The organism is Nocardia amamiensis NBRC 102102, from assembly GCF_001612745.1.
GTDB classification, from domain to species: Bacteria; Actinomycetota; Actinomycetes; order Mycobacteriales; family Mycobacteriaceae; genus Nocardia; species Nocardia amamiensis.
Genome location: NZ_BDBA01000039.1, coordinates 1 through 15,117, shown reverse-complemented (window position 1 = coordinate 15,117; position 15,117 = coordinate 1). Strand labels below are relative to the sequence as shown.

14 protein-coding genes and 1 pseudogene are annotated in these 15,117 nt (G+C 68.8%); 5 read left to right on the top strand and 10 right to left on the bottom strand.

All coding sequences use genetic code 11. The features are described from left to right. Positions 1 to 99 precede the first annotated feature (99 nt). Together NA4_RS10405 and NA4_RS10400 are read left to right on the top strand one after the other, a co-directional pair. Positions 100 to 951: an oxygenase MpaB family protein gene (locus tag NA4_RS10405; protein ID WP_067467731.1), complete on the top strand. Its 852-nt coding sequence runs from the start codon at positions 100 to 102 to the stop codon at positions 949 to 951. A 95-nt stretch (positions 952 to 1,046) separates the two neighbouring features. Continuing rightward, complete coding sequence (locus NA4_RS10400; protein ID WP_157128932.1) at positions 1,047 to 1,763, top strand: hypothetical protein; 717 nt, start codon at positions 1,047 to 1,049, stop codon at positions 1,761 to 1,763. Between the two features lie 26 nt (positions 1,764 to 1,789). Here NA4_RS10400 and NA4_RS10395 read toward each other — a convergent pair whose 3' ends face one another. After that, positions 1,790 to 2,422, bottom strand: coding sequence for a TetR/AcrR family transcriptional regulator (locus NA4_RS10395; RefSeq protein WP_067467727.1), 633 nt, complete (start codon positions 2,420 to 2,422; stop codon positions 1,790 to 1,792). Between the two features lie 167 nt (positions 2,423 to 2,589). Between NA4_RS10395 and NA4_RS10390 the strand changes: the two genes are divergently transcribed. Beyond that, entirely contained in the window at positions 2,590 to 3,453 is an 864-nt protein-coding gene (locus NA4_RS10390) for an oxygenase MpaB family protein (protein WP_067467724.1), read from the top strand. A 16-nt stretch (positions 3,454 to 3,469) separates the two neighbouring features. Here NA4_RS10390 and pruA read toward each other — a convergent pair whose 3' ends face one another. The 5 genes from pruA to NA4_RS10365 all read right to left on the bottom strand — a co-directional run bounded on the left by pruA (position 3,470) and on the right by NA4_RS10365 (position 10,067). Continuing rightward, entirely contained in the window at positions 3,470 to 5,104 is a 1,635-nt protein-coding gene (gene pruA, locus NA4_RS10385) for an L-glutamate gamma-semialdehyde dehydrogenase (RefSeq protein WP_067467722.1), read from the bottom strand. Between the two features lie 81 nt (positions 5,105 to 5,185). Continuing rightward, positions 5,186 to 6,295 carry a succinyldiaminopimelate transaminase gene (gene dapC / locus NA4_RS10380; protein WP_067467719.1) on the bottom strand — a complete coding sequence of 370 codons (1,110 nt, stop codon included), beginning with the start codon at positions 6,293 to 6,295 and terminating at the stop codon, positions 5,186 to 5,188. Positions 6,296 to 6,303: 8 nt separating this feature from the next. Beyond that, positions 6,304 to 6,627, bottom strand: coding sequence for a ferredoxin (gene fdxA, locus NA4_RS10375; RefSeq protein WP_043697397.1), 324 nt, complete (start codon positions 6,625 to 6,627; stop codon positions 6,304 to 6,306). A 205-nt stretch (positions 6,628 to 6,832) separates the two neighbouring features. Continuing rightward, positions 6,833 to 7,450, bottom strand: coding sequence for a Uma2 family endonuclease (locus tag NA4_RS10370; protein WP_067467716.1), 618 nt, complete (start codon positions 7,448 to 7,450; stop codon positions 6,833 to 6,835). Between the two features lie 16 nt (positions 7,451 to 7,466). Beyond that, positions 7,467 to 10,067 (bottom strand): bifunctional FO biosynthesis protein CofGH, encoded by a 2,601-nt coding sequence (locus tag NA4_RS10365; protein ID WP_067467713.1) that lies wholly within the window; start codon positions 10,065 to 10,067, stop codon positions 7,467 to 7,469. A gap of 223 nt (positions 10,068 to 10,290) precedes the next feature. On the opposite strand from NA4_RS10365, the gene NA4_RS10360 reads away from it, so the two are divergent. Continuing rightward, positions 10,291 to 10,788, top strand: coding sequence for a PH domain-containing protein (locus tag NA4_RS10360; RefSeq protein WP_067467710.1), 498 nt, complete (start codon positions 10,291 to 10,293; stop codon positions 10,786 to 10,788). A 147-nt stretch (positions 10,789 to 10,935) separates the two neighbouring features. Continuing rightward, positions 10,936 to 12,549: a PH domain-containing protein gene (locus NA4_RS10355; protein ID WP_067467707.1), complete on the top strand. Its 1,614-nt coding sequence runs from the start codon at positions 10,936 to 10,938 to the stop codon at positions 12,547 to 12,549. A 197-nt stretch (positions 12,550 to 12,746) separates the two neighbouring features. Here the strand turns inward: NA4_RS10355 and NA4_RS10350 are convergent, their stop codons facing one another. The 4 genes and pseudogenes from NA4_RS10350 to NA4_RS41340 all read right to left on the bottom strand — a co-directional run. Continuing rightward, the gene (locus NA4_RS10350) at positions 12,747 to 13,175 is read right to left on the bottom strand and encodes a hypothetical protein (protein WP_084496958.1); all 429 of its coding nucleotides are present in this window, start codon (positions 13,173 to 13,175) and stop codon (positions 12,747 to 12,749) included. Continuing rightward, the gene (locus tag NA4_RS41345) at positions 13,172 to 13,330 is read right to left on the bottom strand and encodes a hypothetical protein (RefSeq protein WP_169811011.1); all 159 of its coding nucleotides are present in this window, start codon (positions 13,328 to 13,330) and stop codon (positions 13,172 to 13,174) included. Before NA4_RS41345 ends, NA4_RS10350 begins: the two co-directional genes overlap by 4 nt. Before the next feature lie 320 nt (positions 13,331 to 13,650). After that, the gene (mshB, locus tag NA4_RS10345; RefSeq protein ID WP_067467809.1) at positions 13,651 to 14,538 is read right to left on the bottom strand and encodes an N-acetyl-1-D-myo-inositol-2-amino-2-deoxy-alpha-D-glucopyranoside deacetylase; all 888 of its coding nucleotides are present in this window, start codon (positions 14,536 to 14,538) and stop codon (positions 13,651 to 13,653) included. After that, positions 14,535 to 15,117, bottom strand: a pseudogene (locus NA4_RS41340) (ABC transporter family substrate-binding protein); the annotation flags it as partial. The pseudogene NA4_RS41340 and the gene mshB, both read right to left, overlap by 4 nt.

The following is a 15,117-nucleotide window of genomic DNA, read 5'->3' as shown; positions in this document are numbered from 1 at the left end:
TGCGACATCCGGCCGGGCACCGCGTCGCGGATCGTTGACACCCCGCTGACGCGGTGAGAAAGTTGTTGCATAGCCTTCTCAGTTCCTGCGAGGTCAACGATGACCAAGCCACTTCGCGCGACGCATCGGCCCGAATCGCCGGACTCCTTCGACATCGGGCAGTACATCGACGGCATCGCCGGATTCCTCGGCGGCACCGCGAACGTCATCATGCAGCTCAGCGCACCACCGGTCGGCTATGGCGTAGTCGAGAGCACGGTCGACAGCGGGAAGGTCATGCTGCACCCGGTCAAGCGTCTGCGGACCACTCTGACCTACCTGTCCGTGGCGATGCTCGGCACCGACGAGGAGCGTGCCGCCTACCGAGAGGCGGTCAACGTCTCGCATCGCCCGGTCCGTTCGACCGAGTCGAGCCCGGTGCGCTACAACGCCTTCGACCCCGCTCTGCAACTATGGGTCGCGGCCTGCCTGCACTGGGGCGGGAAGGATCTGTACGAGCGGATGCACGGCCCGATGGACGAGGCGGCCGCCGACGCCTTCCACCGGCTCGGCGCCCGGCTGGGCACCACACTGCAAATGCCCGAATCCATGTGGCCGGCCGACCGGCGCGCCTTCGACGAGTACTGGGCTGCGAACCTCGCGGCAACCAGCATCGACCCGACCGTTCGCGCCTACTTCTACGACCTCATCGACCTGCACATGTTGCCCCGACCGGCGCAACTGGCATTCGCCCGGCTGCACCGGTTCTTCGTCACGGGCCTGCTACCCCAGCACTTGCGCGACGAGATGGGTCTGACCTGGACCGAACGCGACGAGCGCGCGCTCCGCTACATCCTGCGCGCCGTCGGCGCCGCGGAGGCCAGGCTGCCGCGGCCGATCCGCGTCTTCCCGTTCAACGCCTATCTGCTGGATATGCGCATCCGGCGGCGGCTCGGCCTGCGCCTGGTCTGAGGCGATCGGATCGGGTCCACCCGTTTCACTCCGGCAATCGCTGGGCAATCGCTGCTCCAGTAGTCCGATCCAGCTGTCGCGAGCCAGGAGGAAAGATGGGCTATCGAATGACGATGACCGCGCTCATCGCAGGCGCGTGCCTGGCACTGTTCGCGCCGGTCGCTGGGGCCGAACCCGAAGAGAGCGGCGCCGCTTCCGTGCCGCCTCGCACCGCGATCTCCGTGCGCACCACCTTCGGCATCGGATGGGGCACCGCCAACGAACACGAATCGCGCTCGAGCCTGTCGCTGGCCAAGCTGTTCATGGCCGACTACGCCCTGCGCCACGGCGACGGCTCAGCCGAAGACCGCGCCTTGGCCGAACGGATGATCCGCTATTCCGACGACGCGGCCGCCGGCCAGATGGAGGCCAAATATCCGCAGGCGGTCGCCGCCATCGCCCAGGAGTACGGCCTCACCGAGACGGTTCCGGGTCCCAGCTGGGGCGCCGGGGCGACGAGCGTCGCGAACGTATCCGACTTCCTCGTCGCCAAACTGCGCGCCGACCCAGGATCGCCGATCTTCGAGTGGATGGCCGCCGCGGGCTCCATGGCCCAAGACGGCACCGAACAGGATTGGGGCACCGCACGCTGGCCGTTCGTGCTCGGCACCAAATGGGGCTGGTCGGATTTCGGCGAGCCGGAGGTCGCCTCGGCGTCCTACGGCAACGGCTTCGCGGTGACGGCGCACACCCGCGGCACCGCGGCCGAGCAGACCGCCGACGTCCTCGCCGCGCTCGGCGCGATGATGAGCGGGCAACCGCACTTCCGCTGACCAGGCTCGCGCCGATCCCGAGATCGCTACGGCACCCGGAACGACACCACCACGTGGTCGCGCGCGAACTGCCGGATCGCGGCGTCGTCGCCGAGCGGGATCACCGTTTGCGGGGTGAGCGCCAGCGAAAGCGCTGTGCGGGCGATCATCTCGGCCAAGGGCTCCGGGTCGTACTCCGGCAGCTTGCCCTCGCGCTGTAACCGCGTGATGAACTCGGCGAGGTAGTCCCTGCCGAGTTCGATGACGGGGGCGCCTTCGGTGGTGAGGTAGGGCAGCACGAGTTCGGGCTCGGTCGCCAGCAGCCGGTGGATCAGCCGGTTTCCGCGCAGGCCGGTGATGAACGCGGCGAACAACTCGACGATCTGATCCTCGGCACTCGCGTCGCGATCGACCTGCCGTTGCAGCGCGGCGTCGACTTCCTCGATGAACTCCCGGGTCTGGCGCAGCCCGACGGCTTTGATCAGATCGGATTTGCTGGCGAAGCGCCGGTAGAGCGTGGCCAGCGACAGCCCGCAACGACGCGCGACCTCGACCATGCTGGTGCGTTTGATGCCGAAGTCCAGGAACGCCACCAGCGCCGCGTCCAGCACACGGGCCTGATTGCGGTCCTCCGGTGCCGAGCTGCGCACGAGCGGCAGCAGTCTGGTCAGCGTGGCCATGCCTCCACCCTCTCCGCGTCGGCGAAACAATGACACTTCCAGCATCGCATACCATCACGGCAGTTCCGCGCCGATTGACAGGGCTGACAAGAGAATGAGAAGATGAGGGCATAATCTTCTCATTGCTCGGCTCTGGGTCGGGCGGATACCGAAAGACGAGGTCAACGATGACCGCGCCGCTGGGCACCACCGAGCACGAGCCGGATCCGGACCCGATTCTGACCCCGGAGACCGTCGCGGAATATCTGGACGGAATCGCCGCGTTCCTCGGCGGCACCGCCAATGTCATCCTGCAGCTGAGCCTGCGGCCGGTGGGCCGCGGTGTCTTGGAGAGCACCGTCGACAGCGGCAAGGTGACCTTGCACCCGGTCAAGCGGCTGCGCACCACCTTGACCTACCTCGCCGTCGCGCTCCTGGGTTCGGACGCCGAACGCGCCGCCTACCGCGCGGCGGTCAATGTCTCGCACCGCCCGGTGCACTCCACCGCGGCAAGCCCGGTGAAATACAACGCCTTCGACCCGAACCTGCAACTGTGGGTGGCCGCGTGCCTGTACTGGGGCATCGACGATCTGTACACCCGGATGCACGGCCCGATGGACCCCGCCACCGCTGACGCCTTCTATCACTACGCCGCCCGCCTTGGCACCACATTGCAGATGCGGCGGGAGATGTGGCCCGCGAATCGTGCCGAGTTCCAACGGTACTGGGATGAGAACCTGAAGCAACGCGCCATCGAACCGGCCCTGCGGGACTACTTCGAAGATCTGATCGATCTGAAGATGATGCCGCGTCCGGTGCAGGCGGTCTTCGCGAGGCTGCAGCGGTTCGTCGTCACCGGCCTGCTGCCCCAGCACCTGCGCAACGAGATGGGCATGACCTGGACCGAGCGCGATCAGCGTCGCTTCGATCGGCTGCTGCGGGCCATCGCGGCGGTGCAGACCCGGCTGCCGAGGCCGGTGCGGATGTTCCCGCTCAATGCCTATCTGGCCGACCTGCGCATCCGGATGCGGTTGGGGAAATCGCTGGTGTAGGTCCGCAGCGGCGGTATCACGTGTCCATGTGCGGGTAGCGGTATTCGACCGGCGCAACGAAGGTCTCCTTGATCGTGCGCGGCGCGACCCAGCGCAGCAAGTTCAGCGGCGAGCCTGCCTTGTCGTCGGTACCGGAGGCGCGGGCGCCACCGAACGGCTGCTGGCCCACCACCGCACCGGTCGGCTTGTCGTTGACGTAGAAGTTGCCCGCCGCGAATCGCAGTGCGGCGTCGGCCTGTTCGATCGCGTTTCGGTCTCGTGCGAACACCGCGCCGGTCAGCGCGTAAGGCGCGGCGGACTCGACCTCGGCGAGAATGGCGCTGTACGCGCCGGGTTCCGCGTCGTCGTAGACGTACACCGACAGAATCGGTCCGAAGTATTCGGTCGCGAAGGATTCGTCGTGGGGGTTGTCGGTCAGGAACACGGTCGGCCGGACGAACCAGCCTTCGCTGTCGTCGTAGGTGCCGCCGACCGGAATGGTGAGACCGGCATCCCTGGCTCGCTGGATGGCCGCTACATTCTTGTCGAACGCCCGTCGATCGATCAGCGCCCCACCGAAATTCGACAGATCCGCGACGTCGCCATAGCTCAGCTCCTCGGCGACGTGCAGGAAGTCGTCACCCATCGCACGCCACACCGATCGCGCGATATAGGCGCGCGATGCCGCCGAGCACTTCTGGCCTTGATACTCGTAGGCGCCGCGAATCAGGGCGGTGCGCAACGTATCCGGATCGGCGGAGGAGTGCGCGACGATGAAGTCCTTACCGCCGGTCTCCCCCACCAGACGCGGATAGCCGTGGTAGCGGCCGATATTCGCGCCGACTTGCTGCCAGAGATGCTGAAACGTCTTGGCCGAGCCGGTGAAATGGATACCGGCCAACCGAGGATCGGTCAGCGCCACCTCCGACAGCTGCACACCGTCCCCGGTGACCATGTTGATCACGCCGGGTGGCAGGCCCGCCGCCTCCAGCAACCGCATCGTGTGGAACGCCGACAAGGTCTGGGTGGGTGATGGCTTCCACACCACGGTGTTGCCCATCAGCGCGGGAGCGGTCGGCAGATTACCGGCGATCGCGGTGAAATTGAAGGGGCTGATCGCGTAGACGAACCCCTCGAGCGGCCGGTAGTCCATCCGGTTCCACATCCCGGCGCTGGACTGCGGCTGCTGCGCGAGGATGCCGCGCGCGAAGGACACGTTGAACCGCCAGAAGTCGACCAATTCGCACGGCGCGTCGATCTCGGCCTGCTGGGCGGATTTCGACTGGCCGAGCATGGTAGCGGCGGCGACGGTCTCCCGCCACGGGCCGGCCAGCAGGTCGGCCGCGCGCAACAGCACCGCGGCGCGTTCCTCGAACGGCAGCGCCCGCCAACCCGGTGCGGCCGCCATTGCGGCGTCGATGGCTCCGTGTGCTTCCGAATGCGTGGTGTCGGTATAGGTCCCCAGCACGTGTCGGTGCCGATGCGGCGCAACGATGTCGTGTCGTTCGCCGATGCCCGGCCGGTGCTTGCCGCCGATCACCAGCGGCACGTCGACCGGTTCGGCGGTCAGCTCAGCAAGTTTGCCGATCAATAGCTCGCGTTCCGGCGTGCCCGGCGCGTAGGAATGCACCGGCTCATTACTCGGCGTGGGGACAACCGTGACAGCGTCCATACCACAGGCTAGCTCTCCCGGCGCGACGCGCGCGGCTGCCGACACGCTCGCCGGTCAGGATCAGCGCGAGCCGCCCCGCCCTCAGCCGGCGGTGAGGCGTTCGGCCGCTGCGGCGATGCGCTCGTCGGTCGCGGTGAGCGCGATGCGCACGTGCGCGGCCGCGCCGGGGCCGTAGAAGTCGCCGGGCGCGGCCAGGATGCCGCGGTCGGCCAGCCAGTCCAGCGTGGTACGGCACGGCTCGCGGCGTGTCGACCACAGGTACAGGCCCGCCTCCGAGTGATCGATCCGGAAACCGGCCTCCACCAGTGCCTTTCGCAGCACATCGCGGCGTGCCCGGTACCGCTCACGCTGCTGCGACTCATGCGCGTCGTCGCTCAGCGCGGCCGTCATCGCGGCCTGGATCGGGAAGGGCACCATCATGCCGGAGTGCTTGCGCACCTCGAGCAGCTCGGCTACCAGGGCCGGGTCGCCCGCCACGAATCCGGCCCGGTAACTGGCCAGGTTGGAGGTCTTGGACAGCGAATGCAACGCGAGCAGGTTGGTGTGGTCGCCGTCGCAGACCTCGGGGTCGAGCAGTGAAACCGCGCGGCCCTCCCAAGACAGTCCCAGGTAGCACTCGTCGGAGGCGACGATCGCACCTCGTTCGCGCGCGAACGCGACCACCTTGCGCAGATGATCGACGCCGAGTACGCGGCCGGTCGGGTTGGACGGCGAGTTCACGTAGATCAGCGCGGGCGTCTGCGGACCGAGCCGGGTCAGCCCGTCGGCGCGCAGCACCTGTGCGCCCGCCAACAGCGCGCCCACCTCGTAGGTGGGGTACGCGACCTCGGGGACGACCACCAAGTCGCCGGGGCCGAGACCGAGCAGCCGGGGAAGCCCGGCGATCAGTTCCTTGGTGCCGATGGCGGGCAGCACCGCGGCAGGATCGAGACCGGTGATCCCATAGCGCCGCTTCAGCGCGTCGACCGCGGCCGCGCGGAGCTCGGGGGTGCCGTGCGTGGTCGGGTATCCGGGCACTTCGGCGACGGAGTTCAACGCCGCGCGGATCAAGGGATCGACCGGGTCGACGGGGGTGCCGACGGACAGATCGACGATCCCGCCGGGATGAGCGGCGGCCTTCACCTTGACCGAAGCGATGGTGTCCCAGGGAAAATCGGGCAGCTGACCGCTGACCCGGCCACGCGGTGACACGTCAGATCTCACTCACTCGCCATCGGGGGCAGTTCCTTGACGAACGGCGGGTCGTAGTCGACCTTGCCGACCTTCGTGGCGCCGCCGGGCGAGCCCAGCTCGTCGAAGAAATCGACGTTGGCGTTCACGTATCCGCTCCACTGGTCCGGGGTGTCGTCTTCGTAGAAGATCGCCTCCACCGGGCACACCGGCTCACATGCACCACAGTCCACGCACTCGTCGGGATGGATGTACAGCATGCGACCACCCTCGTAGATGCAGTCAACGGGGCATTCCTCGATGCATGCCTTGTCCTTCACGTCAACGCACGGTTCAGCGATGATGTACGGCACTGCCGCTCTCCTAGTCTGTCCTCGCCTGCGGTATATAGTCCGCCCGACAAAACCCTATCCCGGCCACCCCACGTTACTACTGGTCAGCCTTGCCTAACTCGGATGTCCCGCCACCCGCGATACGCTGCGGTCGCAGCGGCGAAATCCCGCTCACGACGTGGGTACGGCCAGGACCGCGACAACAGCACCCTCTCTGCGGCCTTGGTTACAGCTGCGGCGCAACTTCGAGATCCGACCAGAGCAGTTCCAGCGGAAACGGATCCGAGACCGATACCGCGACCGGACCCATATCGCGGTGCGATGTTCCGATATGCGTGTACGGGCCGGTGCGCCCGGACAGTGCGTAGCGCTCGATCGTCAGGGCACCGACCTTGTCGAAACTGACCAGCCAGTAGTGCGGAATGCCCGCGTCGGAATAGTCGCTCATCTTGTGCACTCGATCGCGGCGAGCCGACCACGTCGACAGCACCTCGGCGACGATCAGGCAGTGTTCTGCGGCAAGCTGCTCGAACTCCGGTATACATCGATGCAATACCGCATCGGGTTTGCGAGCGGTCGGCGGCACCTCCCAGAGCGGGACGTCGACTTCCGTGTTGGTCTCGTAGCAGGAACCTTCTCGGCTGCGACGCATTTCTTCGACGGCAGCTCGTTCGAGCGCCAACGACAGCCGCGTGCCCACCTTCTGGTGGTCGCGGCCTCGCTGCTCCCGCGGCACGACATAGCCGTCGACTATCTCCAGCTCACGCCGGACATCCTCGTCGATATCGAGGAACGCCTCCCAGGTGATGGGTTCCTGTTGCGCTCCCGGCCAGCTCACCGTCACGGCACGATCGTAGTGGTCAGCCAACGGATAGGGGTAGTGCGGCGACCTTGTGCCGGGGCACGCCGTAGGTCGTGGTCCGCTCCCGGGCCGGTCGGCCGATGCCCGCGGCGATCTCGACCAGCTCGGCGACGGTCTTCGCCGAGCCGTGCTGCGATCCGGCCATCCGGGAAATGGTCTCCTCCATCAGCGTGCCGCCCAGGTCATTGGCGCCGCTGTTCAGCATCACCCGCGTTCCAGTGGTCCCGAGCTTGACCCAGCTGGTCTGGATGTTCGGGATCCGGCCGTGCAGCATGATCCTGGCCAGCGCGTGGGCGGCGCGGTTGTCCCGGTTCGTCGGTCCGGGTCGCGCCGCACCGGCCAGATACAGCGGCGCGCTCTGATGGACGAACGGCAGCAGCACGAATTCGGTGAAACCGCCGGTCTCGTCTTGGATTCCGCGCAGCACCCGCAGGTGCCCGACCCAGTGCTTCGGATTGTCCACGTGGCCGTACATCATGGTCGAGCTGGACCGGAGGCCTACCTGGTGCGCCGTGGTGATCACCTCGATCCACGCCGAGGTGGGCAACTTGCCCTTGGTGAGCACCCAGCGCACCTCGTCGTCCAGGATCTCCGCGGCCGTGCCGGGAATGGTGTCCAGGCCGGCTTCCTTCAACGCGACCAGCCAGTCCCGGATACTCTGGCCGCCGCGCGAAGCGCCGTTGACGATCTCCATCGGACTGAACGCGTGCACATGCATCGACGGCACCCGCTGCTTGACCGCGCGCACCAGGTCCGCATACCCGGTGACCGGCAGGTCGGGGTCGATGCCGCCCTGCATGCAGACCTCGGTGGCGCCGTCGACGTGCGCCTCCCAGGCCCGGTCGGCGACCTCGTCCGTGCTCAGCGTGAACGCGTCGGCGTCGCCCTTGCGCTGGGCGAAGGCGCAGAACCGGCACCCGGTGTAGCAGATATTGGTGAAGTTGATGTTCCGGTTGACCACATAGGTGACGTCGTCGCCGACCGTGTCGCGACGCAGCTGATCGGCCAGTGCGGCGACCGCGTCGAGTTCGGCGCCGTCGGCGGTGGCCAGCGCGAGATACTCGGCGTCGCCGAGCCCGGCCGGGTCGCGTTCGGCGGCGCGCAGCGCGGCGAGCACGTCCGAGTCCAGCCGCCGCGGCGTCGCGACCGCGAGATCGCGCGCCTGCTCGCGGATGGTGTCCCAGTCGCCGAAGGCACCGACGACGTCCTGGCCGAGCCCGGCGTCGCTGCGGTGCTCGGTGTTGCGGCCATCGATATCGATGGCGGTGTTGAGGTCGACGCGTCCGGTCGATTCCCAGGACTCGTCGGGCTCCTGCCAGGGCAGGCCCACCGGTAGCGCATCCGGATTCGCCAACCCGGTCGCCGGATCGGTGAGCGCAGCGACGTGCGCGCCGATGCGCGGATCAACCCACGGATTGCCCGCCCGCACGTACTTCGGGTGCGCGGAGGTGCGCTCGACCAGCTGATAGCCCGCCGCCTCGGTGATCTCGCGCAGCGTGTCGAGATTCGGCCACGGCCGCTCCGGGTTCACATGGTCGGGCGTCACCGGTGACACACCGCCCCAGTCATCGATGCCCGCGTCGATCAGCGCGCGGCATTCGGCATGCGACACCAGGTTCGGCGGCGCCTGCACCGGCACGTCGGGTCCGAGCAGGATGCGGGTGACGGCGATGGTGGCGAGGAATTCCGTCAGGCCCGCGTCCGGCATGTCCCGCATCGCGGTGTCGTCCTTGGCGCGGAAGTTCTGCACGATGACTTCCTGGATGTGCCCGAAAGCCTTGTGCTGCTTGCGGATCGCCATGATCGACTCGGCTCGCTCGGCCATCGTCTCACCGATGCCGACCAGGATGCCGGTGGTGTAGGGCACCGAGAGCCGGCCCGCGTCGGTGATGGCGCGCAGCCGCACCGCGGGGTCCTTGTCGGGGCTGCCGTAGTGGCAGTTGCCCTTCTCGGTGAACAGCCTGGTCGCCGTGGTCTCCAGCATCATGCCCATGGACTGCGCCACCGGCTTGAGCCGGGCGATCTCCGCCCAGGACATGACACCCGGATTCAGGTGCGGCAGCAGGCCGGTCTCCTCCAGCACCATGATCGACACGGCGCGCAGGTAGTCCAGCGTCGAGTCGTAGCCGCGCTCGTCCAGCCACTGGGCGGCTTCCGGCCAGCGGTCCTCGGGCCGATCCCCCAGCGTGAACAGCGCCTCCTTGCACCCCAGCGCCGCGCCGCGCCGGGCGATGTCGAGCACTTCGTCGGGTTCGAGGAACATCCCCTTGCCCTCGGCGCGCAGCTTGCCCGGCACGGTGACGAAGGTGCAGTAGTGGCACTTGTCCCGGCACAGGCGCGTCAGCGGGATGAAGACGTTGCGGGAATAGCTGATCGTCTTCGGACGGCCCGCCGAGGCGAGCCCCGCATCGCGCACCCGGGCGGCACTGCGACAGAGGTCGGCGAGGTCGTCACCGGTCGCGTGCAACAGCACCGCGGCCTCGTCCACGTTCAACGTGACACCGTCGCGGGCCCTGCGCAGCGCCCGGCGCATGGCCGATGGACTGGGCGGCGCCGGCGGGACGCTCGGGTTCGGTAGGTCGGTCACGCCCTCGATCATGCGCTACACATCCGGAACTGTCTCCCTCCAGTGCTCGAGAGTGAGGCGAAGCGGACCAGCCGCGCTCACTGCGGCGCCCACGCTGGGCGCGGCCGCCGTCGAGCGTTGACAACTGTGCGGCGCCCGAGGCTATTCCGGGGGTGGTGCCGGTGCGCACGACGTCGCCTCGGTCCGCGGGCGATTACCTGCGACATCGGGTGCGCGATCGTGCAACCATGGCAGCATGTCGCAGTCGCGCACGATCTTGGCCGACCCGGCCTGGCGCCCCAGCCCGAAGGCGAAGCTGCTGTGGACCGTGCAGGCTGCGATGGCCTGGGTGATTCCCTTCGCGGCGCAGATCGTGTGGGCGCTGCTGGACTCCGCGCACCGCGGCTGGCAACTCGGCGTCTTCCTGGTCACGGTGGCGCTGGCCGCGCTGAACATCGGCGTCGTGCCGTGGTGGCGGTACACCGTGCACCGCTGGGAGGTGACCGACGAGGCGGTGTACACCAGGGTCGGCTGGCTCACCCAGGAGAGCCGGGTCGCGCCGATCTCGCGGGTGCAGACGGTCGACACCGAACGCGGACCCCTGGAACGTCTGCTCGGCCTGGCGACAGTCACCGTGACCACCGCCTCCTCTGCGGGCGCGGTGCAGATCACCGCCCTCGATCTCCCGATCGCCGAGGAGACCGTGACCCGGTTGACCCGGATCGCCGCCCAGCACCGCGGGGACGCGACATGAGTGAGCGACCGACCGACACAGCCGAGCACTCGCTCGTGGCGACAACGAGCGCCGGCGAGGCGGCGCCATGAGCGAGCGCAGCGAGCGACCTACCAGCACAGCCGAGCCCTCGCTCGTGGCGACGCCGAGCGCCGGCGAGGCGGCGCCATGAGCGAGCGCACCGCAGATCCTCCTGATGCGGGCACCGCACAGGCGGAGCAGCCGTGGCAGCGGCTGGACAAGCGGATGCTGCTGGTCCATCCGATCACCGAGGTGGTGAGGTTCATCCCGGTGCTGATCGGTTCGGTGATCCTCGGTACGAGCAGCGGCAACCATGTGTGGAGCATCATCCCGGTGGTGCTGATCGTCGGGTTCGCGCTCACCCGCTGGTTCACCACGACGTACCGGGTCGGACCGACGCACGTCGAGCTGCGGACCGGATTGCTGCAGCGCAAGAAGCTGTCGGTGCCGCGATCGCGCATCCGTTCGGTGGACATCGAAGCGGACCTGCTGCATCGGGTGCTCGGGCTCGCGGTCCTGGCGATCGGGACGGGGCAGCAGGCCGATTCCGGCGAGCAGTTCAAGCTCGACGCCTTGGACACGCAGGTGGTGCCGCCCTTGCGCACCGCGCTGCTCGCGCACACGGCGGGCCAGGTGGATGCAGCCGAGGAACGAAAAGTACCGCCGGAGAACGCCTCTGCCGGTTTCGCCACGACACGAACCCCGGCGCATGAGATCGGGCATTGGCGCCCGGCGTGGGTGCGCTACGCCCCGCTGTCGCTGACCGGGTTCGCGATCGTCGCGCCGATCGTCGGCGTCGCTTTCCAGTACGGACTCGGCGAGATCGTGTTCCAGTCGGACGCCGTGCACGACGTGGAAGACGGCGGCGGGCCGGCCTTGGCGCTCGCCGGTGCCGCGCTATTGTCCGCGATCGTCCTCGTGGTCAGCGGCGCCGCGTGCGCGCACTACCTGGCCACCTATTTCGGGCTGCGCGTCAGCGATGACGGCAAGACCTTGCAGCTGCGCCACGGCCTGTTCACCACGCGGCAGATCACCCTGGATCTGGCCCGCCTGCGCGGGGCAACAGTGAAGGAACCGCTGCTACTGCGCCTAGCGGGCGCCGCCGAGCTAGAGGCGATCATGACCGGCGAGAACCCGCGGCAGAAGATACTGCCGCAGGCACCGCGCGGCGCGGTCGAACACACCCTGAGCCATCTGCTCGCCCCGGACAAGATGCGCGACAACGATATTCCCGTCCCCCGGGACGCGAGGCCCAGTGGCGCAGGGGCATCGGACGCCGGTCCGGCGCCGGGCCGCGCACCGTTGGTCGTGCACGGCCCGGCCGCACGGCGGCGCAGGCACACGCGCGCACTCGCGCCGATCGCTCTCCTCGCCGTCGCGATGGCCTACCTCGGCCTGGCCGGAGCGGGCTATTCGCCATGGTGGTGGTTGCTGCCCGGCCTCGCCGTTCCGGTGGCGATCGCCCTGGCGGAAGACCGCTATCGCGGCCTCGGCCACGCCGTACTTTCCCGCACGGCCACCAACCCGACCTGGTTGGTCACCCGCTCCGGATCCCTCGATCGGGACCGGGACTGCCTGGAGGCGCCCGGTGTGATCGGCTGGACCGTGCGTCAGACCTTCTTCCAGCGCCGCGCGGGAGTCGCCACGGTGGTCGCGGCGACCGCAGCGGGCAAGAAGCGCTACGCGGTGGTCGACATCCCGATCGACCAGGCATGGGAGCTCATCGAGGCCGTGACGCCGGGGCGGCTCGGCACGCGCTGACAGCTCGCGGTGCGGCCCCTCCCGCCTCGCTGGTCCGGCCCTGGTCGGCACTGTCCGCAAAGATAGCGGTGTCGCTGTCACAGTCCGGCTCGCGCAGTTCGAACCCACCACCGGTGGTCACGTCCGCTGCACAACCGGGCGGTCCGGCTTGCGCACGGACACCGTGATCACCACCGTGCCGTCCGGCTCGACTGGGGTCAGCGCGGGCGGACCACGCCGGCGTTCATCTGGAAGTAGATGTACGCGAGCGGCGGGAGCAGTCCGCAGAACAGCAGCAGCGCGGTGCGCCCGTCGCTAGCGAGCAGGATGTCGCCGCCCGGGCCGACGCTCGCGCAGATCAGGAACCCGAACGCCCACGCGGCCAGCGGAAGTGCCATGGCCGAGGTGCGCTGGGTGACCGACCGCACGCCCGCGACGAGCAGCACGTTCACCGCACCGGCCAGGGCAGCCGCGATCGGGAACGCGGTGGACCCGAGATAGGTCGGCAGGTACAACACCTCGATCGACAAGGTGAGCAGCGCGTCCAAGACCAGGACGGCGAGGATCACCTGGGCCAGTACGCGGCCGACCGCGAGCCGGGTGGCTCCGGATGCGGCGGGAGCCTGGTCGTCGACTTGCGTCGTCACGGCACCGGCGGATAACCGAGGAGGGTCAACAGGTGGCTCTGCATGTCGACAAACGCGTACAGCACCGTCATATACATGTCGTGCTGCTCCTGCCAGTGCGGCTTCATGCTGTCGACGAACGCCGCGATCGCGTGCTGGAGCTCCCAGTTGTACATACTGGCGAGTCTATTCCGGCGTTCCCACGCACATGATCAGTTCCCTCCGTCCACCGGGAGGTTCGCGACCACTGCATACTTCTCGCGCCGCGATGGCGAGCGCCCGCTCGCGGGCAGCGAACCAGGAGAACGGTCGGGAAAGCCCGCCGTGGCCGGTGATCACGCTCGGTCCGGTCGGCCTGTCCTGAACGGCGCACCGGCCGAGCAGAAGACCGTGCCGACGATCAGGAACGCGCTGAGCGCGAACACTTCAGCGAACGCGGCCGAGAATTCCATTTCGCCCGAACCACATGCGAGGGCTATCTCCGCGGCGTCTTCGGTCAGTCCGAACCCGCGAACAAGTCGTGCTCCCGCCCGTCCGGCCCGAGCGGACCGCTCGAACCGCGCACGAGGACGAAGTGCTCTTCCGGCAGCACCGGTTGGGCGACATTGTTCGACAGGGCGAATTCCCGCCCGGACGGCGCGACAGTGACCTGAGTGGCGTGCGCACGCAGCGCGGCACGCTTGGCCGTCAGCACGTCGGAGACGTCGACCGTGGTGGTCACCGCGTGGCTGGGCACGCACGCGAGTTCGCCTTCGGCAGGCAGCCGCCAACCCTGCGGCAGCGCGCCGGGCAAACCCTCGATGGTGCGCCGGGCCAGCGCGGCGGTGTGCAGGCGCAGCATGTCGGCGTCGGTGACCGTCCAATAGAACTTCGGAGTGTCCCAGCCCTGGTCGGCCGCGGCGTGCACGGCGGAGGTGGTGATCTCGTGTGCCCGGATGTGGTCGGGGTGGCCGTATCCGCCTTTGGGGTCGTACCCGACCACCACTTGCGGCCGCACCCGCAGCACCACCTCGGTGAGGGCCTGTACCGCCTCGTCTCCGGAGCGCACGAACACCCGCGGTTTGCTCGCGGCGGGGGTGCCCGCCATCCCGGAATCGCGCCAGCGGCCCGCGCTGCCGAGGAAGTGCGGCGGACCGGCGTCCAGTGCGGCCAGCGCCCGGGTGAGTTCGAGGATGCGGTAGCCGCCGAGTTGATCGGCGTGGTCCGCGGCCAGCAGCGCCCATTCGTCGCCGATCACCTCGCCCTCCTCGCCGAGGGTGCAGGTGACCACGGTGACCGGCACGCCGCGACGGCGGTAGTGCGCGATCGTCCCGCCGGTGGTGATGGATTCGTCGTCCGGGTGGGCGTGCACCAGCAGCAGCCCGCCGGTTGCCGCCGAGGTCACGGGATCCTGCGCCACAGCGACGCGTCGCCGAAGATGCCGACCTGGATGGCGCCGCTGAGCGAGGCTCCGTCCACCCGGGGGCCCGCCGCGGCGACGGCGTTGTCCTGCACGATCGGCAGCACCGTGGCCATGGCCCACAGTTTGGGCTCGGCCTCGGCGAGCACCCGGCCCACATCCACCCCGCGCAGCGCTTCGTCGATCGCGGGCTGCAGGCCGGGATCACACACGCCGGACAGGTTGCTCGGCGCCCGCTGCGCCGCCTCGGCGATGGCCTGCGCCGGGCCGGTGACCCCCGGCACCGCCGGTGGCGGGCATCCATAGCGGGACGCCAGGACCGTCGCCGGGTCCGAACCGGCCACCTCCCAGCCGACGATGGCGTCGACCGTGCCCTCGAGCAATTCCTTGCCGTACAGCTCGTCGGCCGCGACACTGCGCACCGTGGCGTCGATGCCCGCGCTGCGCAACTGGTCGGCGGCGGTATTGGCCACCGCGAGCGCGGCGGCGTCCTTGTCGGCCGCGCCGATGCGCACGGTCAGCGGCTTGCCGTCCTTGCCGACGGTGCGCGGCTGCGGCGCGGGC

Coding starts and splice junctions, on each gene's coding strand:
- NA4_RS41345 (WP_169811011.1), bottom strand. CDS start 13,330: ATGTACAACTGGGAGCTCCAGCACGCGATCGCGGCGTTCGTCGACAGC.
- pruA (WP_067467722.1), bottom strand. CDS start 5,104: ATGGACGCTGTCACGGTTGTCCCCACGCCGAGTAATGAGCCGGTGCAT.
- NA4_RS10405 (WP_067467731.1), top strand. CDS start 100: ATGACCAAGCCACTTCGCGCGACGCATCGGCCCGAATCGCCGGACTCC.
- NA4_RS10400 (WP_157128932.1), top strand. CDS start 1,047: ATGGGCTATCGAATGACGATGACCGCGCTCATCGCAGGCGCGTGCCTG.
- NA4_RS10355 (WP_067467707.1), top strand. CDS start 10,936: ATGAGCGAGCGCACCGCAGATCCTCCTGATGCGGGCACCGCACAGGCG.
- NA4_RS10365 (WP_067467713.1), bottom strand. CDS start 10,067: ATGATCGAGGGCGTGACCGACCTACCGAACCCGAGCGTCCCGCCGGCG.
- NA4_RS10390 (WP_067467724.1), top strand. CDS start 2,590: ATGACCGCGCCGCTGGGCACCACCGAGCACGAGCCGGATCCGGACCCG.
- NA4_RS10395 (WP_067467727.1), bottom strand. CDS start 2,422: ATGGCCACGCTGACCAGACTGCTGCCGCTCGTGCGCAGCTCGGCACCG.
- NA4_RS10360 (WP_067467710.1), top strand. CDS start 10,291: ATGTCGCAGTCGCGCACGATCTTGGCCGACCCGGCCTGGCGCCCCAGC.